Raw genomic sequence first — 2,099 nt, forward strand, 5'->3', positions numbered from 1 at the left:
AATGGCTGCTTGTATATCGAAAGTTGGGTTGGTCATGTGTCATCTCGTTTTCGCTTAGTTTAATGAAATGACACAGAATTTTGAACACTACCTAAAGCTGATCTCAAGTTAGTGTGATTAGTGTTTATCTTCAGCTGTTAAATCACGTAGTAAAATATTAGTTAAAGCAAAACTGGACTAACGGATTGACTTCCCATTCAATTCTACGTCCGACAGTGTTAGCTCTGACCAAACCAAAGCTTTCTAGGTATTGTAAGACCTTAAGAGCTTTATCAGTATCGCGTTTTATGAAACGCCAATCCCTTTGAGATAGCTCGCTGACAGTGAATTTATCGTAACCAGTGTCGATTAACCGCTTTAACACGGCTGTAGACTCAACATGTAAAATGTTCTCATCAGCTGAGAATATTGAGATTGCGTGTGAGCGAAGGTACTCAACACTTTTTATTGCAAAGCTCAAAGCAGCTAAATCAATACATTGAAATTCCTCTATTTTCTTTTTCGATGACGAAAACTTGTTCATCACTTGATAGATCAAACTCAGTCGAGGAACCAAGCCTACGTATTTGCTAAATTGATTTGCCAAATAGCTATTTGGGGCATTTTTGATTTGTTCGGTGTTATAAGTTTTCCATTTTTTAAAAAGCTTTTTAGCTTCTTCTGAAAACCCGACTAAACCATACTGCCCATCAATGCGATCAATAAAATCAAACGACTCACGGTAAACTGCTCGAATAAATTTTTTGATAGCTTTTTTGTCAAATTTTTCTGAGGCTGTGTAGCTATCAGTAAATTCAGTCACATTTTTTACTGTCAGCAAAAAGCGATTTAAAAAACCGTCATTACTCGAATCACCATTCATGGCGGCATTAAGGAATGGCGCAAGGGCATCTGGCTGAATACCAGCTAACACGCTTATTGTTGCATTGTGGCTAGTTTTAGATGCTTGGTTAGCACGTGCAACCATCATAAGGGAATTACTTGATTCCGCCTGCAGCAACTGCCCCCGCAATTTAGCGTTGTCTTTGGAAGACAGAACTTGAAGTAAGGTTTTCAGTTCGTCAGCAAGGAGCATTACTGATAACTCATCTATTTCTAATAAGTCATTTAGCCCAGCGGCTGTGGTATCAGTGGTAATGACTAATTTACCGATGTACTCAGCTATTTTTGTCTCTTCAACTTTAAACTTTCGACTAACCTGCTTTATCACGCGATCGATATTAATTGACTTGTCATTTTCAGTGGCGTTTTTGATTATCTTTTTAACCTCTGACACTTTGGTTGCAGATATTGCACTGTCAATCATACTCCGACTTGCCATGTCACTAGAACTCTTCGGATCCACAGTAAAGGGTTCTGCTAACCTAGTTAGCATATCAATAACAGGCGTCTTTCCAGATCCTGGCTCCCCGACAAAGTTTGCCCATAGATTTGGTGCCAGCCCCTTCTCACCCTCATCAACCGTAACTTTTACTTTCTTCGCAAGCATTGCTCCTATCAGACAAACTAAACCAGCCCAACAATAATCGATAGGCTTATTATCGGCAGCACACCCCATTACTGCCTCATAAAACCAATTTGGTGACATATCCTTTTGAAATTGCTTAATGGCGTTGGACCGAGGCTCAAATTTTTTGAACGGCAACCAGATATCAATGTTTAGCAGAGATGCCATTTTGTAGTGCGAAATTACAGTAGGAAGACTTTCAAAGTGAACCATACCGGCAGAAACTGGAATTGAGCGTGTTATGCTGTAAGATTTTGAGTCAGGCAAAGCTGCAACGTGTTTTTTAAGTTCGCTAAAATCCTCATTAGTACCGTGCACCATGAAACAAATTTTAACTTTAGAAAAGTATCTGGAACAAAATGCCGCATCAGGGTTGCGCTTCAGTACGTCGCTTAACTCAGCGTCATAGGCCTCACTCACTACTGTCTTAACAACGAAAAATATGTTGGCATCACGCTCACGCGCAGGCTTTACCTTAAAGCCTTTACCAGATATATTGAATCATACCGGGTTTGTCGGAGGCTAATTTTCTTGAGAGAATTAGCTTATGAACAAGAGAACAACATATTCAGCAGAAGTCCGCGAGCGTGCA

The 2,099-nt window shown here is 39.9% G+C and carries 1 protein-coding gene; it reads right to left on the reverse strand.

Annotation, left to right across the window (positions count from 1 at the left end):
- Positions 1–157: 157 nt before the first annotated feature.
- Positions 158–1,927 carry a DUF3987 domain-containing protein gene (locus tag BLW68_RS20875; protein WP_092797215.1) on the reverse strand — a complete coding sequence of 590 codons (1,770 nt, stop codon included), beginning with the start codon at positions 1,925–1,927 and terminating at the stop codon, positions 158–160.
- Between the last annotated feature and the right edge of the window lie 172 nt (positions 1,928–2,099).

Source organism: Rheinheimera pacifica (assembly GCF_900108485.1).
GTDB lineage: Bacteria > Pseudomonadota > Gammaproteobacteria > Enterobacterales > Alteromonadaceae > Alishewanella > Alishewanella pacifica.